This is a genomic window from Dyella sp. (assembly GCF_036746095.1).
Taxonomy (GTDB): Bacteria; Pseudomonadota; Gammaproteobacteria; order Xanthomonadales; family Rhodanobacteraceae; genus Dyella_B.
Genome location: NZ_DAIOEU010000001.1, coordinates 98,166 through 123,301, shown reverse-complemented (window position 1 = coordinate 123,301; position 25,136 = coordinate 98,166). Strand labels below are relative to the sequence as shown.

The following is a 25,136-nucleotide window of genomic DNA, read 5'->3' as shown; positions in this document are numbered from 1 at the left end:
CCTTAGAACGTCAAGCCCATACGTCCGTATACGTGGTAACCGTGACGATCCGTTGCCGCCTGGCTGCCCAGGGGTATCGCACCGTCGAGATGGAATTCGAAGTGGTGGAACTGTGGAATGCGGAAAATGAAACCGGCACCGAAACCGCTGAAATTGAGCGGCGGAACCGTGCTGCTGTGATCGGCGCCGGCGGTAAAGCCGCGGGCGTAATCCAGGAAGGTTTCCAGCTCAAGCACTTCGCGCCAGGGACGCGCGTAGAACGGCGACGGCTTGTTGCCGATGAACGGCGCGTCCACGTGGTATTCGAGCGAAGTGTAGTAACCGCGATCGCTTAGGCCATCGGCAATCGGATACGAGCGCACGCTGTCCGGACCGCCGATCACGAACTGCTCCATCGGCACCAGGGCATCCGGCGTCCACTGGCCGGTGAACTTGAAATACAAGCGCTGCGATGGCGTCAGGAACTGCAGGCGCGTGTACGACACCTTCGCCACGGTGAAATCATGCGCGTGGTTGGGCGCAACCAGGTCCGGTTCCTTCGACTGGTCGTTGAGCGATTTGCGCACGTCCACCTGCAACAGGTCCACGCCGTGGAAACGCCGGTCGGTGTGGTTCATGGCATAGCCAAGCTCCAGCACGTTGAAGCGCTCGTCCGACAGCTGCATGCCTTGCGTGCTCAGCTTGGATTCTTCGCGCATGACGTGCAGCGTCGCCTGCATCTTCATGTCGTCGGTATTGAGGAACTTCCAGTCGCTGCCGGCGAACTGCGTCGTGGTCGGGCCGCGTACTCTCAAGGCGGCAAAACCGTCGGAACTGATCTGCAATTCGCTGCGCGTCACGCCACCGGTCATGCTCAACCCGGGCACCACCACCAGCGGCGCGGTATAGGCCAGCGAACCGTAGGCGTTCTGGTTGGGATCCAGCGCGTAGTCCACATTGGCCGACAAGCTGTCGCCAATGCCCAGCGGGCTGTTCCACGTCACGCCGGCCAATGCGCGATAGCGGCCAGTGAGCGAGGTGCCGTAATCGTCCGCACCCAGCGTAAAGGTGAACGGATTCTTCGCCTCGTGCGCGACCATGACCAGGTCGGTGTCGCCCGTTTGCCGGCCCGGCTGAAACGTGGAAGCAACCGTCACGCCCGGCAGATCGCGCACATACAGCAGCGCGGAATCCACCGTGCTCTTTTGCAGCGGTTTGTCTTTCAGTTGCTGCGCCGGTGCAGCGATCACGTCGGCGTAATAACGCTTGTTGCCCTTGACGATGATGCGCCCGACGCGCCCTTCCAGGATCTGGATCTGCACCATCTGGTCGCTGCCGATGGTCTGCGCCGGCAGGAAGGCGTCGGCCACGATGAAGCCGGCCTTGCGATAGCGCTCGGTAATCTTGTCGGCCACGCCTTGCATCTGCGCAAAGCTGAGCATCGCCGGTTGCGAGGAGCTGCCGCCCAGCGCGCGGTACTGGTCGTTGACCAGTGCCTGGATGCTGTCGAAGGTGATGCCCGCAGCCGGGTGATCGCCCACGCCGTCAATACGGAAGCCGCGTACGGCAATCTTCTGCGCGCTGCTTTCGCGCTGGCTTACCGGCGGCACCACGCCCGCTGCGCTAGGCGCCGATGCCAGCGAGGCATTGCCCTCTTCGCTTGCCGACGCCACCGCGCTGGCGGCCGCCTCTGCATTGGCGGGGCGCGCAGTCTTCGCCGGCGGCCCCAGGCTGTACGTGGCGAACTGGTCGGCCAGGTAAGCATGCGCTTGCGGGTAGCCCGCCTTCTGCAAAGCCGCGGTAATGCGCTCGGCCAGCGCCTGCAGGTGCGCATGATCCGGCGCCCCTGCTCCCGCTGCCTTCCGGTATTCACCGTCGATGATTTTCTGGATGTCCGGCGCCGATGCCGGTACGCCGCTAATCAAGATCTGTCCCGGCGCGGGCGCACCTTGCGCCCAGGCCGAGCCGCCGCCCCAAGCCAAAGAAACCCCGGCCAAAGCCAACGCTGCTGCCATGCATGCAATCCGCACGATACTTGTCCTCTGAATCGAAACGCGGTGGTGCTTGTGGGTAAAGGAGCGCACCATGCGCTCCCCGTCGATCAACTTATGTTTGCGAAACCCTTGCTGCCGAATCGCAGGTTCATGCGCCTGCATTCGGTGTGATGCGTTGCTCTGAACCCGCGCGCCGCCGCAAGGCGCGGCGGCCGGCCAGGTTCTTCAAATCAACCGCTTTCCCCTGCTTCCGGCGATAACCGGGGCTTCAGTCAAACACATCGAGCCAGGTATCCAAGATCGATCCGGAATGCCTGGCATCGCGCATTTGACCGCATCCCGAACATCACCGGGATGAGGTGTGTCGCGGAGCCTGAATTCCAACCCTGATTCCCCCTGCTGCGCCTTACCGGGCGCGACGGGAGTGCCTATGATGCCTCCGTTCGATGCCGTGTTCCAAGTCTCGAAATGTATATAACGATTGTGATCACGGCATTACTCTTGCTTTGTAATCGTAGGTTGGGTTGCCCGGGGCTTGATCCGGGGGTGATCCAACATTTTGAAAGCGATGGGTCGGGCCACTCCAGGATCACGTCCGGCAATCCAACCGACGCCTCGACTTACTCGCAAACCGCGAAAGTTTGCCCCTTATCGTTGCCGTACACCGAACACTTCTTTGCAATCTTGGGCACCTGAAGCGTTACCGTCTTCTGCGTTTTGGCATAGTGACAAACGAAATACAGGGATTCGCCTCTGTCCTGCGCACCCTTTTGATAAAGCGGCAGCGTCCAGGCCATTTCCTTGTCGGTGTCGGGCATCAAATCGGCCAGATTGCCGGGCGGACCATCAAACAAGCTCGCGTCAGCCAACGGGTAGGCATGCAGGTTGTCTTTGATCGTGGCAGGACAGCTTATCGATGGCGCAGCACATGCCGATATGCACGTGGACGCAAGTGCAAATGCCATCAGGTATTTACTCGACGACATAATAATTATTTCCGTCGTTTTCGATTCGGGGCGCTTGCCTGAAATACATGACGCGCTCGTGGACATTGGTGGGAACCTTCGCCGCCTTGCCGCCCATCATCTTGGTGCTCATCCACTGGTCGAGCACACGAATGCCGTGCACGTCCTGGCCGAGGTAAATAGCCACATGCGAGCTGCCATCCGTATGGTTTCCATAGGCACCATTCGCATCAAAGGTGGCAATCGCTGCCCCGGCCTGCAGGGAAAAATTCCCTTTCACCAGGGCGCCACGTTTCCAGAGGCGGGTCTGCGGCATATTGGCTGCCAATTTCGCAAAGGCTACGCACTGGCCATTTCCTACCGACTGTCCAAGAAACTGCTTCGGATTGCTTGCTACGTACATCTTCCTTGTCTCCATGTGCCGATGATACATCCGCCCAGTAGGCTGGGATGGCAGTCCCCGCTTCTTGCTTTCGCCTAGGGATGCTAAGCGCTTACATCACCTGGTTATCGAAGTTCGTAATTTGATCACCAGATTGACTTGGCCTGCGATTGCAAGCGCTCCAACAAGCCTCCAATTTCAAGAAAATCATTCCCAGCATCGGCACCCTCATCTTCGTCGTCGGAAGTCTCAGCCAAGACCTTGAGGCGCTGCATTTCCCTAGTCAGCGCTTCGAGCACAGCGCGACTCTCCCAATCAAGCAGCGAGATAGTAAGTTCTCTCAAGTGAGCCATTGATGCGACCTTCTTCCCGTAACGTCCTGATGCTGGGATTTCATCCCAGCCTACGAAGGCCCCATAGCCAATACGCCAAGCCTGCGCACACGATGGCGAGCAACGCCAGCGCGACGATCACCCATTTCCACATCGCGCGCCGTGGTGCCAGCATGTCAACCAGCACGTCGTTGCCCGCACCAGGTGCCGCTTGCCGACGCTCCGTCGTCGCCGCGCGCACGATCGCATTGCGCGCCGTCACCACATGGCTATCGCGCAATGCGCCCAACAAATGGCGGCGGCGCGAGCGGTATTCCTCGCGCGTCAGACGGCCAAGCCGATGCGCTTCATCGAGGGCGCGCAGGCTCTGGTTGACGTGGTGTTCGCGGTCGCTCATTTCAGTTCCCTCAACACTCGGAACCCCACATCTTTTTGTGCGGCGCCGCTGTCGTCGCGGCGCGCGTTGACGGTGCAATCGGACCAATAGCTGGTGAAGCTGCCGCCACGTACGCTGGCGCCGCCGCCGCTGGTCACCCATTCCCACACGTTGCCGGTCATGTTCACCAGGCCCCATGGATTGGCTTCGCGTCCACGCGCGGAAATGGGGGCGCCGGTGTTGTCGTCACCGCTGCCAGCCGTGGGCGGAATGCAGTTGCTGTCGGAGGCTTGCGACCAGTTGCCGCCGCCTTTGGCGGCATGCGTCCATTCCGCATCGGTGGGCAAGCGGTACACGTAGCCGCCGCTGGCAGAACTTAGCCATGCGGCATAAGCCTTGGCTTGTGCCAGCGTGATGTTGCTGATAGGCAAGCTGCCGCCTTCCGGATCGTCGGACGTCTTGGCCGAGCACTGTCCGGTGGCGCTGCAGAAGCGGTTGAATTCGGCAACGGTGATTTCAGCGCGCGACAAGGCATACGGCTTGCCCCCGGACACACCCGGAATCACCACCAGCGACGGGCCGCGACGCTGGCCCAGGGCGTCGAAGCAGACCTTGCCCTTGCCGATCAAATCGGATTGATTGCAAGGATCGCTGCCAGCCGTGGCGGCCGTGTTCGGCGTGGCGAGGTTGGCCGACGCGGGGGCGCCATTGGTAGCCGTTGCAGGCTTGCCGTTGGCTGCGCTTTTTCCGGCCGCGGCACCTGGCGTCGGCGTGGGCTGATTCGGCGTGGCTGCTGGCTGCGTGGGATTGCTCGGTGGCGGCGTGGACGCGGCAGCGGCGCTCGCCTTCATGCTGTCCAGCAAATCGGCGAGCGTACCTTGCAACGCGCCGCGTTGTTTCAGGTCGGCTTCCAGCTGCTTCAAGCCATCCGCGTCGACCCTGCGCGCATCGGCCAATTGCTTCTGCATGCGATCCAGGTCGCCGGCGCTGATCGGCTTGCCACGCGCGGTCATCACCGCCGCCAGCAAGTCGTAGCGCCCCTTGGCATTACGCAGATCCGGACGCGCGCCCAATGATTTCATGCCCTTGCCCAGCAACTCGGAGGCACTTTGGTAACGGCCGCGCTGCACTGCCGTTTTTGCCTGATCGAGATATGCAGTCGCGACCAGTTGCGGACCTTCCTGGGAAAGGAACGCGTTGTCCGGTTGCAAGGTGCGGATGCGCGCCAGCGATTCCTCGGCCTTGCCGATGTCGTTGGCCGCGGCGGCACGCTTGACCGATTCGATGCGCGAGGTGACTTCCGCGGCGATGCTTTCCTGGTTGAGTTGCGCCTGCTGTTGTTGCAGCAAACCATCCAGACGGCTGCGCTGCGCACGCAGTGCGCTCGATTGCGGCGCGTACTGCAAGCCCAGGTTGACCAGGTTGCTGGCCTGTTGCCATTGCAGTGGGTCGTTTTGCTGGCCGGCCTGGGTGGCGATGGCGCTGGCCAGGTCGTTCACCAGCTTGCGTGTATCCGGCGCGTTGTCGCTGCGCAGCGTGCTCATCACGTTGGCAACTTGTTGCTGCCATTCCGCGTTGATCGATGGCTTCGCAATCAAGGTGGCCAGCGACTTGCGCGCTTCCGGCAGGCTTTGCGCTGGCGCAGCAGGCTGTGTCGGCGTTGCTGCCAGCGTGCCGCCGAGCGCCGTCAATTGTGCCTGGCGTTGCTTCAAGCGAGCCGAGTTGGGGAACAGCCGCGTCGCCGTCGCCAGATCCGCCTTGGCGTCTTCCGCGTGATTGGCGGCGATGGCCTGGCCGATGGCGATGTCGTATTTCAGTTCCAGCTCGGCATTGTTGAGCAGGTCGCTGTGCGGATCGATGGCGCGGATCTGCGCCAGGGTTTCCACCGCGTTGTCGGGCTGGTTCTCGAAAATCGCGCCGGCATCGATGCGCTGGGTCAGCTGGGTATCCAGCGCATTGAGCAGTTCGTTCTTCTGTTCGTCGATCGCGCTGCGCTTGGCGTCCAAGGTCGGCGAATACAGTTTCAGCTGATCGCGCAACTGGAACACGTGCTGCGTGGCGGCGTAGTCGTAATGCTTCCGTGCCGGATCCCAATAACCGTCGATGCGGCTCAGCAGGTAATTCTGGATCGCATCGCCGTTGTCCAGCACGATGCCCTTGCGCTCGCTATCGCTCAACGTATCCAGGGCTTGCGCGGCCTGGTCTTCGCTGGCGTAGCGATCGGGCGCGGTGGCGGCGAAACGCGCCACGATGTGCTGCACGTTTCGAGCATGCAGGTAATGCGTCGCGCCCCATCCCGCCGCGACCAGCAACACCAGGGCGCCGCTGCCGTAGGCAAGCTGCGGCCCGATGCGCTCGCGCAGGCTGACGTCGCGCAGGCCTTCCACCAGGTCGACGGCTGCTTTCAGGCGTTGCTCGCCGTGGAAGGCCACCGCATCGCACAGCGCCTTGTACTGGCGCTTGGTCAGGCCTGGCACCGGCGGCGGTTTACGTCCTTCGCGCTGCGCGACTTCCGCACTGACCTTATCGAACGGATGCTTGCCGGTGAGCAGCTCGAATGCCACGCAACCCAGCGCGTAGATATCGTCGCTGGGCGTGGGCTCCTTGCCCTGGATCATTTCCAGGCTGGCGTAGGCCGGCGTGAGCGCCCCCAGTGTTCCGGCGTCGAACAAGGTCTGCTCGCCGGATGCATCGCCCGCATGTTTACCGGCGCGCGCGATACCGAAGTCGAACACTTTCGGTATGCCCTCGCGCGTCACCATCACGTTGCCGGGCTTGAAGTCCGAGTGGACCACGCCGGCGCTGTGCGCGCGCTTCAATGCCCACGCCATGCCTTCGATCAACTGGCGCGCCTCGCCCAACGGCATGCCGTTGTAGCGGTCGCGGATCAGTGCTTTCAAATCCTGGCCGTCGACGTACTCCATCGTCATGAACACGATGGTGCCGTCTTTGTCGAAATCGAACACACGCACGATGTTATCGTGCGCCAGCAATTGCGAGCGACGCGCTTCGCGTTGCAACGCGATCAGCGAGTCGGGATGGCGGCGGAATTCGTCATTGAGCACTTTCACCGCGACGTAGGGATCGCGATCGCGTGCCTCGACCTTGCGTTCGTCGCGCGCCAGGTACACCACGCCCATGCCGCCGCGGCCGATTTCGCGTTCGAGCAGGAAGCGGCCTTTCAGCAGCATGCCGACCGTGGCGTATTCGCCGCCTTCGGCCTGTGCAACGCGTGCCCAGGTGTCGCGGTTGGAGCTGCCGGAATGGCTGCTGGTGTTGTGGCCGGTGTTCTGGGTGTTGGTGGAAGGGCCGGAAGCAGGCTTGACCACCGTGGCCTCGGCATCGCCCGTCGCCATCGCCATGGCTGGCTTGACCTGCGTGACGTCGGCTTCTGCGGGCGATGGCGGTTTGACCACGGTCGCATCGTCAGCCGTGATGGGTGCAGATTGCTGTACGGCCTTGAGCTTGGCGAGCAGCGCGCGTGCGATGGCTGCCGGCAGCGTGCCTTCCTCGCCCATGCGCTCAAGCAGGGCGATGTCGTCGCGATGAACCTCGTCCGGCTGCGGACCGCGTTCGCCGAGCGCGTCGAACAGCTCCGGCAGTTTGCGCCGGTGGGCGATGAGGTCGTCGATGAGTTCGGCGAGAGAGATCATGGGGTGTGCTTGTTCTTCTTAATGTCAACGCCGAAGGTTCGTCGCCCCGGCGAAGTTTCAAGTATTCCGGTGAGCAGCAGCGTGCTTTCGCGGGAATGACAGCTATGAGAATGGGGGATACATTGCATAGGCCTAATCCCGCAACCGCACGACAACCGCTGAAATGTTGTCCCGCCCGGCCCTGTTCAAAGACAACTCGAACAACCTCGCCAGCACCATCTGCGGGTCGTTGTGCTCGCGGTACTCCTGATCAAGTTCGGCATCGGAGAGCTCCTTGTTGATACCGTCACTGCACAACAGGAACGCCATGCCAGGCCGGCTACCCGTCACCACCCAATCCACGAACAACTGTTCCTCGGCGCCGATCGCACGCGTCAGCACGCCGGCTCCCGCCGGTTGCGCCTGGCCCAGTTGCGTCACATCGCTTTTCGCACCATGCACGTGATCGCGCGTGATCTGCCGCAGATGTCCATCCTCGAAGCAATAACCTCGGCTGTCGCCGACCCAGCCGCACAGCATGAAGTCCTTGTCGTGCACCAGCACCACCACGGTGGAACCGATCACGTCGACATTCTGCTCGCGCGCCACGCGCCGCAGTTCCGCATTGACTTGCGACAGGGTATCTTCGATCGCCTCCACGAAGTCGAACACGTCGCCTTGCCGCGGCAGCGCGCGCAGGCGGTCCACGATCATGCCGCTGGCGACGTCGCCGGCGGTATGGCCGCCCAAACCATCGGCCACCACCCACAAGCCGACGTCGTCGCGCACCAGGATCGCATCCTCGTTGTGCGCGCGGACTTTGCCGGTGTCGGTGTGGCCGACGGATTCGTAGCGTAAGGTCATGCAGTCACCTCGATCACGGCCAGCGGCCAGCGGGCCGGTTCGCTGCCAAGCCCGGCGGCGGCGGCGATGCGTGCGCGCGCCTCTTCGCAGGAAGACATGGCCAGCGCACGCGCATACACGTCCGGTGCGAGTTGCACCAGGTTTTGGGTGGCAACCAACAGCAAACGATCACCCGCTTCCACCGCACATACCACTTCGTCGCACAGCGGTTCGGTGGGCCCGCCCAAGCCCGACGCCACCGGTGCGGCACGCGTGAACAGCAGATCGTCGAAGTCGCCGCCCAGTGCGTTGCCATCGCCGGGCGTCGCCGCCGAGGCGAACAGGGATTGCAGCGAACCTTTATGCCAGTGCCATGCCGCAGCGGTGCCGATGCGCAGCAGGTTGGCCCAGCGCCGGGTGATATGCACGGCGATCACCGAGCCATCTTCCGGCACCGGGTTGATCAGGTCTTCGCTGCGCTCACGCAACCGCGGATGCAAGGCCAGCAAGCGCTGGCTCAACACCTTCAGATCGCCGGCCAGCTCGTCCGCGCGCAGCTCGTTGGCGACTTGATTGGCGGCCGCGGCAGCCTGCCGGCGCTCATCGGCGACACCTTCATCAGCGGCCACCAGGGCCAGCGCGATATCGCTGCGATAAGTGGTGGTGGCACCGTTGCTTTGCGAAGGCGGCGCGCCCTCGCCGGCTGCCATGCCGGCGGCCACCGACATCGATACCGACGGCACCAGATCGGCGAACAATTCGCTCAAGTCGTCCGGCAGCACCGTGCGTGTTGGTGGCGCCACGACCGGCGCCGTCACGGAAACATGCGGTGCGTGGTGATGCTGATGCGGCGTGTCTTCGAACGTACCGAGCGTCTGCCAACCCTCGTCCGCGTACTGCGCATCGAGAAAGCCGGCATAGCTCGACGGTTCCGGCAGACCGCGCGTCACCAACACGCTGGCCGGTACGTGGCCGCCGCCTTGCGTCCACCACAGGCACCAACCGCTGCCGCTCTCGCTGACGCGCGTCCACAAGCGCGCAAGAAAATCGCCATCGGCGCGTGCGCGCGGCAGCGGCATGCGCCATTGGCCGGCGTTGTGGAACGCGACGTGCTCCAGGCCATCCACCATCCATGATGCCGGCGCCGCCAGCGGCATGCCGGCGAGGGCAAGCAATTGCGCGTCGAAGGTTTCGACACTGGTGGTGGCATCGGATTGCGCGGCGACGTGCACGTGTTCCATGGCGGCGAACCAGCGTTCGCCATCGCGCAGGGCTTGCGCGGCCATCGCAGCATCATCCAACGGCACCGCAATCACCATCGGGAAACTGCGGCCCACGCGATCGCCGGCCGGCCCCATCACGCCCGTCCATGCCGATGCGCCGCATACACCAGGCGACAACAGGAATCGCCATGCAGGGCTGCTGCGATAGGCATGCTGCCAGGCAGTGCCCAGCGCCTGGCGGCTTGCGTCCACCGCGCGCTCGAAGTGTTGATCCCACACATCCACGAAGGACGACGGCAAGCGGCGCTGCACGAAGTCGCCCGCGCTGGGAAGTTTGCCGAAGAATCCCGCCCCTGTCGGATTCATCGCTTATGGCTCCGAACTTAGTGGCGATCCCCACTTACCGTCATCCCAGCGAAAGCTGGACTGCGAAGGCAGGATGCCGTAGCGAACGCCGAAGGCGGCCCGAAGGGCAGATGGCAGGAGCCATCTGTAATCCAGCGACCTTGGGCTCGAAAGGCACTCGACTCCAGCGTTCGCTGGAATGACGAACGTGGCGTTTCCGGCGGCCTGGTCGTGCTTAATTTCGCAGCACTGATTCATGTCCAGCTCAACCTCCACACCTGAAACGTTGCACGGTGGTATTGAGGAAGGGATTCTTCAGGTTGTCCGCCTGCACGGTGACTTTGGCGACATGGCCGCCAAAGTTGAAGCTGGCGAGATAGCGCAGGTCGGACTGCTTTTGCAGGTTGGCGGCCTGCATGGCATGGAAGAACGCCCAATCGCCCTGGTAGTCGAACGTGCTGAGCAAATTGCCGCTCGTATCCCATGCGGAAATGCTCACGTGGCCAGGCTGCGGACCAGGCCACTTCATGCCCATGCTGCTGGTGCTGCCCGGCTGGTATTCGAACTTCTGCCCGTCGATCGTGATGGCCAGTTTGCCGATGCCAGGATCGAGCGATGGCGCAACCAAGGTGAAATCCACCTCCGGCGTGGCGCCGTTGTTGCGGAAGTACATCTGCTTGATGCTGTCGGCCAGTTGCATTTGCGCGAGCATGCCGGGCGAACCGCTCACTGCGCCGGGGCCGGTTTTCCACTTCCAGGTCGGGCCACTGGCATCCACCAGCTTGTCCAGCGTCTGTTTGTAGAAGCTGTCGAAGCGGCCACCATAGCCGAACAATTCGCCGAAGTTCTGCAAGGGAATATCCGTGGCGCTGTTCGGCGAGAACGGATAACGGCCACGCGTGAAGTCCGCGCAATCCTTGCCGGCCGTCTGTTGGAACGCATCGCCGAGCGCACCGCTGGTGCCGGTGGCGACCAGCGCCTGGCTCTTGCCAGTCAACGCAGCCACCCAACCGGAAACCGGCGGCGGCAGTTGCGAGGCTTCCTGCTGCGCCATCAGCAATTGCGGATTGGGTTGGCCCGCCGCGCTGCTGAAATCGGTCATGGTCAGCAAGGTCTTGCTGAGTTGGTCGAGCACGCTCAGTGTATGGTCGATCGGCGTGCTGCCGGGTCCGCCCTCGGTGAGCTTGTTGAGCGTGTCGAAGTGCGCGGCGATCTCATCGCCTGGTTTGGCGGGCGCGGCCTGCCCTTCGCCGCCATTGGCTTTGACGCCGGCACTGGCCAGCGCGCGCATCACGGCCGTTTGCTCCGCACGCTGTTCGGCCTTCTTTTCCGCGGCTTTCTTCAAGGCGCCTTCCGCCTTGTCGGCATCGCTTTCCGGCGGCGCACGCAGCAGGTCGTGCGTGTTGTCGCGCACCACCATCAGCAGCGATTTCAGCGGCGAACTGGGGCCTGACAGTTTCGCTGCGGTGGCGCTGGCATCCTGGATATTGGTGATGGGCTGCAACTGCAGATCGTTGAGCAACGCATCCCACACCTTGATGTAATCCTGCTGATACAGCGCCAGCACCTGTTGCGCGAGCCTGGCCTGCTGGATCGCATCGATCTTGCCTGTACCGAACACCCAATCGTCCTGGGTGAATTGCTTCACCGCTGCTTCGATGCCCTTGTTCACCTCCATCGCGAACACCGGCTGCGTGTAGAGCGCCGGGATCGGCTCGGACAGCGGCGCACCGCTGCCGCGGCGGAATACGTTGCCGAGCAGGCCCAGCTCCTTGTCCAGCTGCAGCGGCGCGTGGTCCGAGCTGTCCATGCTGAGTTTCAAGCTGCCATAGATCAGCGTGGAAAGATCGGCCGTGCGCAGCGTGCTGCGCGCCTGCTCCACCAGTTGATCATCCAGGTGCAGCGGACGCAGCTGTCCCGGCTGCCCGACCAGTGCATGGAAGTGCTTGCCCAGCGCCTTTTGCAGCACGGCATCGTTGGGGAAGATCTTGCGCCATTCGATATCGGTGAGCGCCACTAGCTCATCGGCGTTCTGGTGCTTGGGCTCGCCCAGCATCAGATAGCCTTTGAGGTAGTAGTACAACGCCTGCGGATCGCTCGCGCTGGTGGTCAGCCCGGTGCGGAACTGCGATGCCACGCCAGGCAGCAGCAGGCCGTTGAGTTCGCGCACGTAGGCGTCGTGCACTTCGCTACCTACCGCGTGGCCCTGGAACAGGCCGAAACGCATCGACAGCGGCACGTTGTCTTTGTACTGCTGCGCAATGTCCTGCACGCCGGACAAACCTTCCAGCCGTTCCAGCACGCGCGCGAAATAATCCTTCTGCGTGGTGGCACCGGAGACGTCGCTGGTGGCCGGATAGTTCTTCAGCGCATCTTCGACCTGCGTAAGGTACGCACTGTTGCGCCCATAGCTTTCAAGGAAACCGGCCAGCAACAGCACCGTCACGACCAGTACGCCCAGATACGACGCAGCCTGCAGCAGGATCTTCTGCCGCTCCAGTTTCGGATTGGTGCCGGCAAAACCGGATTCGCGAAACAGCACATCCTTCAGCAGGCGCTCGACGAAGAACGTGCGCTGCTGCGCGCCGGGTGTATGCACTTGCGCGGCATCCAGGCCGAAGGTACGCGCCACCGCCGCCATCATGCGATCGATCGGCGTGCCTTCCTGCGTGCCGGAGGTGAGGTACACGCCACGCAACAGCGGCGGCGTTCCATAGGCATAACCGGTAAACACGCCTTCGACGAACTGGCGCAGGGTTTCGCGCAATGCACCCAATTGCTGCGGGAACGACAGGATGGCGCCGCGCCGATTCGGATCGCGTTCCGCGTGCAGGCGGCTCAGGATGCGCGTGTGCAAGCGGTTCAACAGCAATTCGAATTCGCTGCTGAATTGCTTGGCCGCGCTGCCATTCATGGTCTGATCGACCGGGAACGACGCGCCCCACACCTGGCTGCGCAGTTCCGGGCTGAGATCGTCGAAGAATTCGGTAAAGCCGGCGATCAGGTCGCACTTGGTCAGCACCAGGTACACCGGCACGCCGATGCGCAACTGCGTGGACAGCTCGTCCAGACGGCGGCGGATCGCCTGCACGTGTTCCTGCATGCCGTTCTGGTCCAGCGTGAGCAAGTCGGACATGCTCATCGCGATCAGCACCCCGTTGATCGGGCGGCGCTTGCGGTATTTGCGCAGCAATTTCAGGAACTCGCCCCATGCCGAGGAATCCGCCGCCTGGTCGGATTGCTGCATGGTGTAGCGGCCGGCGGTGTCGAGGAACACCGCTTCATCGGTAAACCACCAATCGCAATTACGCGTACCGCCGACACCGCGCAGCGCTTGCTTGCCGAAGCGATCGGAGAGCGGGAAATTGAGGCCCGAATTCTGCAATAAGGTAGTTTTGCCGGAACCCGGCGGACCGATCACCACGTACCACGGCAACGTATAGAGGTTGCCGCCACGCTTGGTCTTGCGCAGCGTGTCGACCGCCTCCTGGAAGCGACCCTGCAGCTGCGTACGTTCGGCGGTGCTACGTTGGTCGCTATCGTTGCCCACGGGCTTGGCGTCTTGCGACACCATGTCGCCGGACATCTGCTGCGCCTTCTTGCGTGCACGCAGCTGCTGCACCTGCAACCAGATCGCCCATATGGCGATGATCACGATGATGGTGACCAGGCGCGCCACGGCGCCGGCCAGCGGCTGCGAATCGCCAATGCCCAGATAAGGGCCGCCGAGCCAGATCAGGATCGACAGCAGGATGATGCCGATCAGCGCAATGAACCAACCGGATTTGAACAGCGCAAAAATCTTCACAGGGTTCAATCCTCCGGAATGAACTTGATTTCCACGCGCCGGTTACGCGTGCGGTTGTCGGGCGTATCCGGCGGCAGCGCGATCGGTTGCGAGGACCCTGCGCCGCTGGATTCGATCCGCGCGGCATTGTCCAGGCCGTCGCCGAGGATCTGCGCCACGCTGTGCGCACGCGCGCTGGACAGCTCGAAGTTGTCCTTGTATTTCAGCGAGCGGATCGGCTGGTCATCGGTATGCCCCACCACGATCACCCTGCCCTGCACCTGATTGAGCGCAGCCGTGATCTTGTGCAGCAGCGGGATTTCATCCGCGCTCACGTCGACGCCGCCGGACGGGAACATGCCGGTGGCGGCAAGCCGCACCATCGCCTCGCCATCGGGCTTTTCATCCACGGTGAGCTGGCCGGCCTGCTCTTCCGGTGACAGCAGTTGCTTGAGGCTCTTGCGCGCCGGATGCAGCTGGCGCGAAGTATCCGGCGGCGTGCCGTTTTCCAGGCCGATTTGCGCCAGTTGCGCGCTGATCGGCGAGGACAATGCATTGAGCCGCGTGTAGAAGAACAGGAACGCACCGAGCAGGATCACCGCCGCAAACGCAGCCACCACCCACAGCGGCACGTAGCGGATCAGCGGATTGCGGCGGTCTTCGATGCCGCGCCAGTGCGGCGCCAGTTCGTCCGCCGGTTTGGCGCGTTGCGCCTGGATGCGCCGGTACAGATCTTCCTGGATATCGGCGAGCTTGGCGCGTCCACCCGATTCGATCTGGTAGCGGCCGGCAAAACCCAGCGCCAGGCAGATGTACATCAGTTCGATCAGGTCGATGTGCTTGGCGAAATCCGAACACAGGCGCTCGAGAATCTGGAAAAACTTGGCGCCACCGTAGGATTCGCTGTGGAAGGTGACCAGCAGCGTTTTCTGCGCCCAGCCGCTGTGTTCGCCCCAGGGCGAGTTGAGCACGGCTTCATCGAGCATGGTGCACAGCACGTAGCGCGCCGCGAGGATGGTTTGCTGCGGAATGTTCGCCGCCTGCGCGAGGGTTTCGAAACGGCGTATTTGCGCGATGGCCTGTTCGCGCAGGTGCATGGCATCCGGCGGGGCCACGCTGTGGCGCAATTGCACCGCGAGCAGCAGCAAGGGGCTGGCTGCTTGCACCAGCGGATTGGGGCCGCCTTCCAGGAACTGGTTGATTTCCGCCGATGGCGCATACGGCGCGGGTGTGCGTGCCGCGGAAGGTGGCGGCGCTGCCGGCGCAGGTGCCGGCGCGGAGCCGTGCGGACGCACGATGGTGGCGTCGCGCATGTCGTCGTTGGGGCCGTTGTTCTGGCTCATGTTCTTAATGCTCCAAGCGTGTGCCGTGCACCTTCATGGCCGTCATTCCCGCGAAAGCGGGAATCCAGTTTAAATATGGCGTGCGAAGCACACGAAATTTTTTATTATCGTGTGCTACGCACGTCGTACTTGACTGGATTCCGGCGTTCGCCGGAATGACGACTCGCTCTGAACTGGCAATGACGTACGTCATGTCCCGCCTCGAATCGCCCACAACTGCAAATCAAGCCCAGCAAATTCCTCGCCGAAGTGGAACGCGATCCCACCGGACGTCTTCAGCATCCGCCACATCTGCGAGTTCTTGTCGAATTCGAAATACAGAAAGCCGGAGTTGTATGGGATCTGCCGCGGCGCCACCGGCATCGGCGCCACCACGATGCCCGGCAACTGCAGGTTCACCAGGTCGCGGATTTTTTCCACCGGACCGATCTTCGACTGTGCCGGCAACTGGCGACGCAAGTCTTCCGATTTCATGTCTGCCTTGGCGGCGAGCACGAACGCGGCGGTATCGAGCAAGGTGAGGTCCGGCACCACCGCCACCCACACGCCGAACTTGCGCTGCTGCAACGGAATCGGCGTGGCGGTCTGTTCCATCACCGCGCTCAGGCTGTTGCGCAATGCCATGATCACCGGATCGAAACTTTCGCGTAGCAATTCATGGCGATACAGCGGGAACGCCTGTGCGCGTTTGCTCGGCGCGGTAAAGGTAGCCAGTTCGCCGGCCATGGCAACGGCAATGCGATAGAGGTCTTCCGGATGCGCAATCGGGGCGGAAGCCAGGTGCGCGATCAACGGCTGATAACGATTGACCACTTGCAGCAGCAGAAAGTCAGCGATTTCCGCCGCGCCGCCGCGATCGGTCACCGCCACGCGACTGGCCAATGCTTCGCCGCGTTGATGCAGCAGGCCAAGCAATTCGGTAAGGAAGGTCACCAGCCGCGGCACCGCCTGGCAAGTTTGCCCGGTCGGCATGAAGGTGTCGTCCAACACCACGCGGCGGTCGGCGCGGCACTCGACGATGCGCGCCAACGGAATTTGCGACAAGCCTTCCATCGGTTGCGATTGCGGCAGCAGGCGGCTGCTCATGCCGCCGACTTCCAATACGGTAAGCCCGTCCATGCTGCCGGAGGCATCGCGCACTTCGGCTTCGCGCACGCGGTAACGGAACAGTTTTTCCGGCGCGGCTTCCGGGCGTCCACTGTCGGGTTGCGTGGGCGAACGCAGCGGCAAGGTGAGATATACCGTTTGGTCGCGCCAGTTCGGATCCACGTCCAGCGCGGGCGGCAGTGGATCGTCGCCGGGCATGGAGAACGGCGTGCCATCGGGGAATACGCCGCGTGCGCGCTTAATGCCGATCTTGCCGATCGCCAGCAGGTCCGCTTCCAGTTCGAGTTCGTGGAAGCCCCAGGCATAAGGCCGCAGCGCACCGGCGCGCACTTCGACGAAGCGCTCCAGGTAACGCTCTTGCTGCTGCAGATGCTGGGGCCGCAGGAACAGGCCTTCGCTCCAAACCACTTTGTTGTTTTGCGTCATGTATCGGGTCCGTCTTGCAATCTTTTCAAGCTGGCCAAGTGCCTGGCTCCGCCGTCATTCCGGCGAAGGCCGGAATCCAGTGCAAATACGTTGCGCGAAGCGCTCAACAAAAAAATGTTGTGTGCTGCGCACAGCATGTTTGCACTGGATTCCGGCCTTCGCCGGAATGACGAGAAGGTGGAACCATGGGTGTTCATTTACGACGACTCCCCTTGAGCCGCGCCAACTGCTCCTCATACGCCCGCGCAAATTCATCCCCAAACAAGCGCCGGAACGTATCGTCCGGGTTCTTCACCAGGCCTTCGAAGTTGTCGCGGTATTTGTCCCAGTACTTCCCTTTGACACCAAACGCCACGCCGCCGCGCTTGCCGCCATCCACGTCATGCTCGAAGCGATCCGGATTGAAATGCATCAGCAAGGCTTCGAAACCGGCGCGCACGCCAGCCAGCATGGCCATCTGGTGCAGGCGGATATCTTCGAACGCATCCTGGAACGCCGCCGTGCCGGAAAGAAAACCGGGATTGGCGGGCCCGAGGATTTTCTGCATGGCCTCATCGGTACCCAGCGCAAATTTCAGCGGGTTGTTTTCCGAGCGCTGGATGATCGTGACCGGCAAGCGGAAGGTGTTCTTGATCTCGGCGCGCGCGCGCAGCACGTCCATCACGCCATCGACCACGATGCGGAAGATCTGGTCCACGTCTTGCGGCAACGCGCCGACCGGTGCCGGCGATGGTATCGGCACGGCGGCCTGCGGCGGTGGTGGCGGCGGTGATGCCACGACCGGTTCCGGTGCGGGAGGCGGCGCAGGAGCGGCGGGTGCGGGGGCGAAATCGCCGGTGGTCAGGTCCCAGTTTTCCGGCAGGGTGTTCGCCTGCTTGCGCACGTCCGTGGTCGGCGGGCGGAAGTGATCATTGACGCTGGGCGCATGATTCCAGCTCGGCGCGGGCGCCGGTTCCGGTGCGGACGCGCCGAACGGTTCGTCCAGGAAACTGAGCGGATCAAGATCGGAACTGCCCGGGGCCTGCTGTACGCCTGGAATCAGGCTGTCGATCGAGGAAGCGCGCGACGGCGATGGTGCGGCCGGCAAGGGATTGAGGAAATCGAAATCCAGTGGGTCGTTGTTGAAAGCCGCCGATACCGGCGGTGGTGCGGGCGCAGGCATCGGATGCGCCACCGGCGGCCCGATCTGCACGATGGTTTCGCTATCGGCCTCCATGCGCACCGCAACTTCGAACGTGTCGATCTGCAGGCGGTCGCCGTTCTTCAACGCCGCCGGATCGCCTTTGATCAGCGGCGAACCATTGAGCAGCATGCCGTTGGTGCTGCGATCCTCGATGAAATAGATGCCGTTGAGATAGCGCACCATGGCGTGCACGCGCGATACGCCGGACGCGCTCAACACCCAGTCGCAATCCTCCGAACGCCCGATGCTGCCGTCCTTCGCATGAAAACTCTTCTGGCTGCGACTGCCGAATTGCGCTGCCTGCGGGCCTTGCACGACGAGCGTCAATGTCTGTGGCGTCGACACGTAAATCCCCTGCCTTAGCGATTGCCGCCGTTGGCGCTGGCATTGAGCAGGCTCATGGCGCGCTCGATGAAAGCGGTGCGGCGTACTTCGAATTGCTCGCTCACCAGCGCGGCCATCAGGTTGATGGCGGCCACGGTGGCGCGCGCGGTGAGATGTTCCGGTGGCGGTACGGTTTGCTCCTGCGAGGCCGGGGCAAGGCTGCCGCTGGACCAGCCTGCCGCCGCGGCCAGCCACGCGCCCAGCGAGCGATAGCCGCCGGCGTTGGCGAATTCATAGGCGGCACGGCGATTGTCTTCGTTCGGCTCGCGCACCCATTTTTCGGCGAGCGATGCGCCGGCCTTGTCTTCCAGGCCGAGCGGCTGTTCGCGGGCGCATTGCAACAACCAGGCCACGGCATAGCGCTTGGGCAGCAAGCGGGCGAGCAGCTTGAGCGCATCCTGGGTGTCGCCGGCATCGAGCAGCGTCTGCACCGCCAACTGCGGCGTCATCTCCGGGCGCAGCCTGGCGCTCGCCAGGGCCGACAAGCCCATTTGCATCGAAGCCTGTGTAACGACCGACATCCAGTTCCCCCTTGCTGATCCGTGTTACTGCGTCTGTTACTTGCCCAATCTCGATTGCCGTAAAACCAGCTCCCTCTCCCCGCAGGGGAGAGGGTTGGGGTGAGGGACTGGGCTTGCGGGAAACTTATTTACTACGTGCAAGTTCGGCTTCAATCCTGCACAGAACAAACTCTTCCGCGAGATCCTCCCCTCACCCCAGCCCTCTCCCCGCAGGGGAGAGGGAGTAAGTGTGCTCCCTCCTTATAGAGAGGGAGCAAATCGTGTCACCCAATCATGATGATCCCACCCGACACCTGCGTCATCGCATCGCCGCTGGCCGTCACCATCGCCCCCTTGATGCTGGTGGACGCACCGCCTTCCACGTCCAGCATCGCATCCGAGTGCACCTTCAAACTGGCCCCCGCGCCGATGTCCATGGTGGCACCCGCCTTGATGCCCACCTGCACCTGGCCTTCCACCTTCACCGACGAATTGCCGGTAATGGTGACGTTGATGCCGGTGATCTGGATCTCGCCCGTGCTCTTCAAGATGATACTCGACGAGCCGGTGACCAGCTGAATCTCCTGCCCGGCCGTGAGCTTGAACACCTTGCCCACGTCCTGCGTGTCGTTGTTGTTGATGGTGTGGTGGCGATCGTTCTTGATGGTGACGGTTTCGTCGTGGTCGATGGTCACCACGTGATCGTTTTCCACCTCTTCGTGCATGTCTTTCTGCGCATGCATGAAAAAATCTTCACTGCCCTTCTTGTCTTCGAAACGCAGCTCGTTGAAATCCGCCGCGCCGCCCAGCAGGCTGCGGCTCTTGATGCCGCTTTGCGTCTTGTTGTCCGGCAGGCTGTAGGGCACGGTGTTGTCGCCGTTGTAGACGCTGCCGATGATCAGCGGGCGATCCGGATCGCCTTCCAGGAAGCTCACCACCACTTCCTGGCCCACGCGCGGGATGCTGATGGCGCCCCAGTTCTTGCCGGCCCACGGGGTGGCCACGCGCACCGGGCAGGAGCTCTTGGCGTTGGGTTTGTCCGGTTTGTTCCAGTGGAAGGTGACCTGCACGCGGCCATGCTCGTCCACCGCGATGTCTTCGTCGGTCTTGCTGCCGCAGACGATGGCGGTTTGCAGGCCCACGATCGTGGGTTTTACCGCGGTCGGCAACGTGCGGAAGACCTGGCTGCTTTCGATGGCTTCAAAGCTGCACTGGAACGACGGCTCACTGTCGCCGCCGCCAGAGGCAGCCGCCGCACCTGCCAGATGGATGGTGGTGCCAACGATCAGGTATTCGCGGTTAAACGCCTGCCGCGGGTAATCAGTCATCGTAAACAGCCCACCGATCTCTACACCGGGGGCCATGGTTGTAGCGGTGTAGTGCGAGCGCGCCACCGTCAGCGCCTCGGCGCGCACCTGCGCAAAATGCTGCCCGACGTCCGCAACTTTGTGCGCACCTGGGAAATCGAACGCCACCATGCCATTGGTACCTGCCGTACCATGGCCGTCGCTGGTGCCGGTGGACAGCAGCGAGGTCTTGGGGGCCATCGGGTCGTAATCGATGAGCTGATACTTGGCCGAATCCATGCCACGTGCCGACGCCCAGGCCGTAATGGTGGCCTCGCGGCGCAATACGCTGTCGCTGTTGCTCAGATATGGCACGCGCGCAAAGTTCTTGCCCACCGCATGTGCGCTCACGCTATCGGCCAGCACCATGGTGTGCTTGCTGTCATCGTGCGTGAAAAAGTAATAGATGCCTTCCTGTTCCATCAGGCGGCTGATGAAATTGAGGCAATCCTCGCGATATTGCACGCAATATTCGCGCGAGGTGTAATTGCCGCTGAGGCTCACTTTCACATCGGTATAGCCGGCGTCGCTCAGCACCGACTTCACGATGTCGGGCACCGTCATGTCGGTATAGATGCGGCAATCGACCTTCTGCCCCAGCAGCCAGGGCTTGGGCACCAACCGCACGCCATACTGCGCGTAAACCAGGTTGTCCACCGTCTCCACGCCGGTCTGCTGCGCCTCATTTACGATGCCGTTGAAGTAGCGCGTGAAACCATCCTCCGTGGCGACCTTCACCGTCATTGGCGAGCCCAGGATGGCGCTGAGGTCGATGTTGGGGTCCTGGCTCTCGAACTGCACGTAAAAGGAGAACAGCCGCCCCAGATGCTCATCGGCAGTCATGCTGCGGAACAGCAAGCCGCTGACGCTGGCGGAAGAAATGGTGGTCTGGGCGGTCATGATGCGAATCTCCTCGGAGCCTGCTCGGCCCTATACGTTTCCATGGTGCACTCATGTCCGAGGGGCCCCGCGCACCGAAACCGACGCGCAGCGGGTGGAACCTGCCTTGACTCCCCTATCCCCCCGAGGGGTAAAGTTTCGCCTAGTGGCGCGTCTTAATCCAGCGATTTTTTTAACGAAAAGTGCGACTTGGGGCACTTGGTTTGCGGAGTGTTCCCGAGGGGCCGGGGCTTCGTCGCGGGCTTAAGAAATTTGAAATATTTAGCGTGTCTCAATACCGACCCTGGCGGCTGAGACTCGGGGAATAGGCACTTAGTTCTCTATGTTTACTGCAAGGGAAAGTCGACAACCAGGCAGCCCAGGGTTGGATCGTTCGACCATTGGTCGCTGCAGCTCCTTCAGTTCCAATTCGCTTTGCCCATAGTCAATGCCCTTGAAAAATTCGCTCAAGCCCAACGTACCAAAATCTGACAGGAACCCCCACGGGGATCAATCTCAGATGTAATCTCACCCCAGGGGTAACGATAAATTGTATTGCGCTCATTTTTTTCAGAAGGCCGCCCGAGTTCCCGCGACAAAAGGCGATCATGCTTCTCATGTAGCCTTCTAGGGTCATCACCCTCCTCGGAGGCAAACGAAAAAGCAATTCTTTGAAGCTTGTCGTTTTCGAAACCCAGAGAAAGATAAGCGTCTTGACCAGAGATCGCATAGGGACCCGCAGTGCGGAATACCCAACCGGTTTTCATATCGATTTCGCGGACAAATTTCACGCCTTGCAACTCGACGTCCTGCAGCGTCATACCCGTTAGAAAAGTCAGCTTCGAATCAAGGCTGACCGCCCCATTGGTGATGTCAAATAAGCCAGACACTGATAGTCCTCATTTAAATGGTATCGAGTAAACAGGAGTGAGCGCATCCTTGTAGCCCGGAATGAACAACTGAGGCGCGCCTCCTGGACCAAACTGAGGATTCGCCAGCGCGTTACCCATGGCGGCCGGCACATTATCCGTGTTGACCTGGTAGATAGTCACTCCGCTTCTATACGGTGGATAATTTGGATTCGTTGTGTTGGGTCCTATCTGCAAATTTTGATAATAGTCTTCTGCGGTACCATCCGTAGCATTGAATCCATCTAGCGTTGTGTAGAACTCAGATTGCCCTGGGGCAGCACCGACCACGTAAGTCCCTTTGGCCAGTTTTGTGTCTGACCATGCGTCGACACCTGGATATGAACCACTACCTTGCCAACTTCGAGCCGTCTCCGCAGGAGACATAACTGTTGGCTTAGGAGGCGTTTCGGGAGCAGAGGATTTTGGCCTAGGAGATCCTCTGGACGCATTGCTTGATGACTCATCGGCACAGTCTTGTGAAGATGCCCGCATCTGCGCCTTCGGCCGCAAGCGCTCCTCCTTCAGCAACCTCTCCTTATTGTCCGCCAACCAGTCCGCCATCTTGACGCCCAAGCGTTCGCTTTTACGGACTGCCTGCATCAGCGCTTCTTCGCTTTTGCCGCGAGTGAGGTAGGCCACTATCGCGATCAGTATGGCCATGATCATCAACACATGTCCGTCGGCGAAGCGGTGCGCCGCCATGTCCTCGCCGTGGTGATAGTCCGCGCTATAGCGAGCGTCGGGCCGATCTTTCTCCGTCGGCCCCCATGCAATGCGAAAGCCTTGTACGTAAAGGCGCAGCGCGGGTGGAATGGTGTTGACCAATCCTTCGGCCAGCATCTTCAGGCCGAGATACATCAGGACCCATTCACCCACTACATTCCCTGCTTCGGCACCGATGGCAGCGCCGGGTATCGCGCCGACGCCAAAGGCCAGAGAACCCAAGCCGGCGCCGATCGCCGTGCCGAGCACGACACTTCCACCGTAGTAGAGCGCCATGTCTCGCACGGCGGAGAACAAAATGCCCCAGATGGCATCCAGTTTGATGCCTTCCAGCTTCGAGGTTACGGTCTGGAACGCGATCGGGCCGGACTTGGCCAAGGCCGAACGCAAGCGCATAACGCGACTCTTGTAGCCATAGACCGTTCGATAGAGTTTGCGCTCCGTTTCCGTGGCTTCGGCTTCAAAGCGATGCTCAGCCCGCTGCAGCGAACTCCAAAAGCCATCCCGTCCCCCGTCGGACATCCCTTTCCCCTTTTGCGCCCTGTTGAAAGCGCATTACCCAAACCAAACGCCAGAGTCGTCACCCCGTTACGGGCGCAACATTAGCATGCTCATGGGCCCCTAACCATGCATGGTGCGCCCCACGTAGGCCGTCATGAACCAGGCTGCTTTAGCATCCTCGTCGCCATGCAGGCCAACACGGCTGGGGCCACCAACGTCTGCAATTAGGGATAAGAAGCCAATTCCTCCAATCGCTGCTTCATAGCCGTCAGCAGACATGGTGCATTCGCACCGCAGGCGTCGCGTTTGTGTAGCCAGGCGCGCTGGCTGTCAGCCAGCTGCGCTGGACTGTAATCGGTATCCTTGATGCCATCACGCGCAACCTTGTAAGACCAATTCACGCTGCGGTCAAAGGATGCAAGTTGCAGCGAGCTACAGATGGTTTTCTCGGCGGCCGAGCTTGCTTTAGCGCAATCGAATGAGGCCTGTGGCCTGGCGTCGGCAGGTAGGCGATCAAGAACAAGCAAGGTCTCATCGCGCCAGCGTACAACCAGTTGCCCCGTGTGAGTGAGATACATCCACGCACCCATCATTCCCTTGCCCGTACCCAGGTCGCCTTGCCATAACCTGTCTTTGCAATGGATGCTCATGACCTCCACTTGCTCGTTTGGCGATGCCTTCAAATCATAGGCTTCCGGCGTTGGGTGCGAATCGGCATCGTCGCCATCGGGATGCGCCAAGCTGTCGTCCATAAGTTTCCGCAATGGCATGCTCGTTACCGTCGCCATTGGCGCTTCGCAGGCTCCTGAGTCCGACGTATCGTCGCTCAACCGGGTGTTGGAAAAATTGAAGATGCGCCAACGCAATCTTGCATCGTTCCAGACGTAATGCGTTTTGAATGTCACATTGTCGTTGGTATGTACCTCGACCACTTGCCAGCGGCCGAGCAATGCGCTGGGAAGATCTGACGCACGACAAGGCACGAGCGTACAGAGGAAAACCAGCCAGACCAATAATAAGCGAGAAGCGTTTTGCAAGCGTGTAGCCTCGACGTTGCTCTTACGACAAGGAAATAGGTTGGCCATTCATCTCATATTTGCCCTGCATGAAAAGCGTAACCTCATCGGTACGACGATGTGTCAACCCTTTGCTGACCTTTCCTCCACTAGTATTGCCGGCCCTGATGGTCTGCATGGCTTCAGCGACCTTGCCAGCATTCAACAGATGTGACAGGCGATGCCAGCGGCCTGCAGGGTTGTACGCAAAACTGACCAGGGCATCGAACTCATGCTGTGCTAACGGAATTTTCAATGCGCTGCGCACCATGCTCTCGTAGTGGCCGCCAATGTGTTTCAGCAGCGCCATCTCCTGTTTTTCAGTCAAGTCAACGTCGCCTTTATGATCGGTGGGGTAATTTTCCATGTCAGCTTTGGTTAGCGTCTTCCCGCCAATCATCTTGCCAATGGCCATACCCGCAGCTTGCGCGATGTTTTTTGCGATGGTGTCGGATAAGCCGATGGCCTTCATGTCTGCGGTGACGCCATCGGCCGATCTGGCCTTCATGTCATAGCCTGGGCCCAAGGTGATGCCGCTTGATCCACCGGGCCAATGCAGATGGTTGGATTTGCCCTTCCATCGCTCATGGACATAGATAAATCGCCACCCCATCGGCGACAGCGTACCAAGCTTTGGATCAATCTTCGGTTCGCGCTGCGGCACGAATGGAAGCGGCAGCGAATAGCAGGTGAGATCGGAAGGGCCGTAACCCTGTTCCCAAGGCGCCGCCAGCATTTGGAAGGGAGCATCCACAGTGAAGAGAGATGGCTGGGCTTGCCAGGGGGTTAGCATTGGAATCGCATCAGCAACCGTCGGAAAAGGTTTGTTGTAATTCGCCACGATGTCCTCCCTCCTTACATCGGATTGGCTAGCATAGTGCGCAACCCCAGTCTCGGCCATGATGCGATCGGATTGTCGT

General features: G+C 61.5%; 18 protein-coding genes. All 18 read right to left on the bottom strand.

Annotated features, from left to right (window positions below; translation table 11 throughout):
• Positions 1-2: 2 nt before the first annotated feature.
• Positions 3-1,994, bottom strand: coding sequence for a ShlB/FhaC/HecB family hemolysin secretion/activation protein (locus V7M64_RS00520; protein ID WP_333676259.1), 1,992 nt, complete (start codon positions 1,992-1,994; stop codon positions 3-5).
• A gap of 599 nt (positions 1,995-2,593) precedes the next feature.
• Positions 2,594-2,959, bottom strand: a complete 366-nt coding sequence (locus V7M64_RS00515; protein ID WP_333676258.1) for an STY0301 family protein — start codon at positions 2,957-2,959, stop codon at positions 2,594-2,596.
• Positions 2,946-3,341, bottom strand: coding sequence for a BPSL0067 family protein (locus V7M64_RS00510; RefSeq protein WP_333676257.1), 396 nt, complete (start codon positions 3,339-3,341; stop codon positions 2,946-2,948). Before V7M64_RS00510 ends, V7M64_RS00515 begins: the two co-directional genes overlap by 14 nt.
• Positions 3,342-3,466: 125 nt before the next feature.
• Positions 3,467-3,673 (bottom strand): hypothetical protein, encoded by a 207-nt coding sequence (locus V7M64_RS00505; protein WP_333676256.1) that lies wholly within the window; start codon positions 3,671-3,673, stop codon positions 3,467-3,469.
• A 40-nt stretch (positions 3,674-3,713) separates the two neighbouring features.
• A complete protein-coding gene (locus V7M64_RS00500; protein WP_333676255.1) occupies positions 3,714-4,049 on the bottom strand; it encodes a hypothetical protein in 336 nt (111 codons plus the stop codon).
• Entirely contained in the window at positions 4,046-7,681 is a 3,636-nt protein-coding gene (locus tag V7M64_RS00495) for a protein kinase (protein WP_333676254.1), read from the bottom strand. Before V7M64_RS00495 ends, V7M64_RS00500 begins: the two co-directional genes overlap by 4 nt.
• 132 nt (positions 7,682-7,813) lie before the next feature.
• On the bottom strand, positions 7,814-8,524 hold the full coding sequence (locus V7M64_RS00490; protein ID WP_333676253.1) for a PP2C family serine/threonine-protein phosphatase: 711 nt from the start codon (positions 8,522-8,524) through the stop codon (positions 7,814-7,816).
• Positions 8,521-10,092 (bottom strand): type VI secretion system-associated protein TagF, encoded by a 1,572-nt coding sequence (gene tagF, locus V7M64_RS00485; protein WP_333676252.1) that lies wholly within the window; start codon positions 10,090-10,092, stop codon positions 8,521-8,523. Before tagF ends, V7M64_RS00490 begins: the two co-directional genes overlap by 4 nt.
• A 244-nt stretch (positions 10,093-10,336) precedes the next feature.
• Entirely contained in the window at positions 10,337-13,879 is a 3,543-nt protein-coding gene (gene tssM, locus V7M64_RS00480) for a type VI secretion system membrane subunit TssM (RefSeq protein WP_333676251.1), read from the bottom strand.
• 5 nt (positions 13,880-13,884) lie between these two features.
• A complete protein-coding gene (icmH, locus tag V7M64_RS00475; protein WP_333676424.1) occupies positions 13,885-15,171 on the bottom strand; it encodes a type IVB secretion system protein IcmH/DotU in 1,287 nt (428 codons plus the stop codon).
• A 219-nt stretch (positions 15,172-15,390) separates the two neighbouring features.
• On the bottom strand, positions 15,391-16,734 hold the full coding sequence (gene tssK / locus V7M64_RS00470) for a type VI secretion system baseplate subunit TssK (RefSeq protein ID WP_333676250.1): 1,344 nt from the start codon (positions 16,732-16,734) through the stop codon (positions 15,391-15,393).
• A gap of 193 nt (positions 16,735-16,927) precedes the next feature.
• Positions 16,928-18,262, bottom strand: coding sequence for a type VI secretion system-associated FHA domain protein TagH (gene tagH, locus V7M64_RS00465; protein ID WP_333676249.1), 1,335 nt, complete (start codon positions 18,260-18,262; stop codon positions 16,928-16,930).
• Between the two features lie 14 nt (positions 18,263-18,276).
• A complete protein-coding gene (locus V7M64_RS00460) occupies positions 18,277-18,822 on the bottom strand; it encodes a hypothetical protein (RefSeq protein WP_333676248.1) in 546 nt (181 codons plus the stop codon).
• Positions 18,823-19,085: 263 nt separating this feature from the next.
• On the bottom strand, positions 19,086-21,047 hold the full coding sequence (tssI, locus tag V7M64_RS00455) for a type VI secretion system tip protein TssI/VgrG (RefSeq protein ID WP_333676246.1): 1,962 nt from the start codon (positions 21,045-21,047) through the stop codon (positions 19,086-19,088).
• A gap of 446 nt (positions 21,048-21,493) precedes the next feature.
• Entirely contained in the window at positions 21,494-21,916 is a 423-nt protein-coding gene (locus V7M64_RS00450; RefSeq protein WP_333676245.1) for a hypothetical protein, read from the bottom strand.
• Between the two features lie 9 nt (positions 21,917-21,925).
• Complete coding sequence (locus V7M64_RS00445; RefSeq protein WP_333676244.1) at positions 21,926-23,182, bottom strand: DUF6861 domain-containing protein; 1,257 nt, start codon at positions 23,180-23,182, stop codon at positions 21,926-21,928.
• Positions 23,183-23,385: 203 nt separating this feature from the next.
• Entirely contained in the window at positions 23,386-24,198 is an 813-nt protein-coding gene (locus V7M64_RS00440; protein ID WP_333676243.1) for a lysozyme inhibitor LprI family protein, read from the bottom strand.
• Between the two features lie 22 nt (positions 24,199-24,220).
• Positions 24,221-25,057, bottom strand: coding sequence for a glycoside hydrolase family protein (locus tag V7M64_RS00435; protein ID WP_333676242.1), 837 nt, complete (start codon positions 25,055-25,057; stop codon positions 24,221-24,223).
• Between the last annotated feature and the right edge of the window lie 79 nt (positions 25,058-25,136).